The organism is Mogibacterium pumilum (genome assembly GCF_002243385.1).
Lineage (GTDB): Bacteria > Bacillota > Clostridia > Peptostreptococcales > Anaerovoracaceae > Mogibacterium > Mogibacterium pumilum.
On record NZ_CP016199.1, the window covers coordinates 433,715 to 436,142 of the forward strand.

The 2,428-nt window shown below is 37.6% G+C and carries 3 protein-coding genes; all 3 read left to right on the forward strand.

Annotated features, from left to right (window positions below; genetic code table 11):
* Window positions 1-827, forward strand: an 827-nt coding sequence (locus AXF17_RS02105) for a DUF3114 domain-containing protein (protein WP_157682619.1), incomplete at its 5' end; no start/stop codon positions are given.
* Window positions 812-1,477 carry a hypothetical protein gene (locus tag AXF17_RS02110; RefSeq protein WP_094233601.1) on the forward strand — a complete coding sequence of 222 codons (666 nt, stop codon included), beginning with the start codon at window positions 812-814 and terminating at the stop codon, window positions 1,475-1,477. The genes AXF17_RS02105 and AXF17_RS02110, both read left to right, overlap by 16 nt.
* 231 nt (window positions 1,478-1,708) lie before the next feature.
* On the forward strand, window positions 1,709-2,428 hold a 720-nt coding region (locus tag AXF17_RS09125; protein ID WP_169711300.1), incomplete at its 3' end, for a DUF3114 domain-containing protein.

Here is a 2,428-nt window from a genome sequence, read left to right on the forward strand (position 1 = left end):
AAGCAGATAGCATATCTGCTTCCGAAAGCAAGAAGAAACTATCTGTACTGATGAAAATTACAGGGATGGACAAAATGGATGAAAAATCATCAGCTGACCAACTAAGAGCAGTAGCAGATAAGATAAACAAAAATATGAAGCCCGATGATAAATTCTGGGGCAGCCTAGCAAGTACAGTAGAAAAAGCATACTATCCAAGCGGCATGAAAGGTGACTTAGGAAAGCAGCTTCATCTGTTCAGATATGTAATATCTTATCAGCAAGCAAAATACATAGTAGACAACTACGAAGGTCGTACAGATGAAGAAAAGCTAATCAACTATATAGTAAAAGAGAAAATCTGGAACTGGACAGCGGAGGAGTCTACAAGGCTGCATCTGAAGTCATACTACGATTCAAAAAATGAAAAATATATTTATCCAAATGGACACAGTACAGCAAATGGAGGAATCAATCTCAAAGTTGTTACCAATGCCAGATTCCGATCAGAGTTTATAATTAATGGTGACGGTAAATTTCTCACTCTTTTAGATGAAAAGGCAACTCAAGATGCCAAAGTGAACTGTTCTAGCTTTAATTATGCACGACATAATGACAAGGTACATACGGTGCTTGATGTGGAACCATCGAGCCCAAACTATGAACCACAGTTTAGAGAGAACTCTAAATGTGTGCTTGATAATAATGGGAATCGGGTAAAAGATGGTGGAGGTCATGATGCAATATATAAGGCTCCAGAATCTGAAGAAATGCGAAAATATGCTAAAGAAGTAAAAACAAGGCAGGCAAAGTTTAGAAATGAGGTATTCGCATGTATAAAACAGTAAGCTCAAAGATTAAGTTGTTTATAACAGTAATCATAATTGTTTTATCACTTATTGCGATAAAGAAACTGGTTGTGGATCCACAGCCAGTTAAAGATATTAAGATGAATACGGTGTATATTTGTGGATTTGGAAATAGATATCCTGTACGGACGCAGTCAAGGTACTATATTGAGTTTAAAGATGATAAAACGTATATATTGATGCATGATGACAGTAGGAGGAAAAAAGAAGACTATTTTGAAGATGGGTATTGGAGCTCTCCAGAGATTGAGATGTTTTTCGGTAGTTATGAAATAAAGAATGGGAATTATGTTTTAACTCTAACGGAACGCACAGGTGTTGAGTTTAAAGATGTAAAAGCAGTAAAAAATAAAAAAATAAATTTCTTTTATCGGAATAAGTATAAAGATGGAGAAAAAATGACAGAAAAGATTTTTTTAACGAAAAAGGGTAACTATGTACTTGGTTACTCTGGTGACTCTGTTAAATCATATGATGAAAAACTCCCTTATTACTGGCTATACAATAGATCTGACATAAAGAAACTGTCTGGCTCCGTAGAAGAATTCCGAAAGCAGTTCAAGATGGACAAGAAGGCGGAGCAGGAACGACTAGCGGAACAGGAGCGTTTAGCAGAGCAAAGTCAGTAGACAATTTTCAGAAAGCTCATATTCGAGCTTTCTGTTTTCAAATTAAGGTATTACGATATAGAGAATGCCACAAAGAACCTATTCAGCACCGGAGACAGCACAGCAGAACAGATAAACGCAGCCCTGTCGGATCTCGGTAAGTCGTTTAGAGCGGGCGCATTCCATCCAAACCTGGCAGCTTCATGGCGAGCAAAGCTAAAGGAAGAGGTAAAGGAACTGGATGTTATTAACATGTTCGGCATCAAAAGACCTAAGTCAATAGATGACAAAACTTGGGAGAAGTATCAGGAAGATGTTACAGCCAAGGTGCTTCTGCTGGAAAAACAGGGCTGGCCAATAGAAAGCATTAAAGAATTTGGCAAGTATTTCAAAGAGATGCTTGGTAGAAAAGGTCAATCTTCTAATATGTCTGAAGCCATCGCATCCTGTTATAGAGATACTCAAATAGTCGGTACTAAAGTCTTTGATAACATGTGGTATGCATGGAAGGCAGATAGCATATCCGCTTCCGAAAGCAAGAAGAAACTATCTGTACTGATGAAAATTACAGGGATGGACAAAATGGATGAAAAATCATCAGCTGACCAACTAAGAGCCATAGCAGATAAGATAAACAAAAATATGAAGCCCGATGATAAATTCTGGGGCAGCCTAGCAGGCACTGTAGAAAAAGCATACTATCCAAGCGGCATGAAAGGGGATTTAGGAAAGCAGCTACATCTGTTCAGGTATGTAATATCTTATCAGCAAGCAAAATACATAGTAGACAATTACGAAGGCCGTACAGATGAAGAAAAACTAATCAACTATATAGTAAAAGAGAAAATCTGGAACTGGACAGCAGAGGAATCTGCAAGACTTCACCAGAAAGCGTACTACGATTCTGAAAAAGGAAAGTATATTTATCCAGATGGACACAGTTACGCAAATGGAGGAATAAACCTAAAAGTT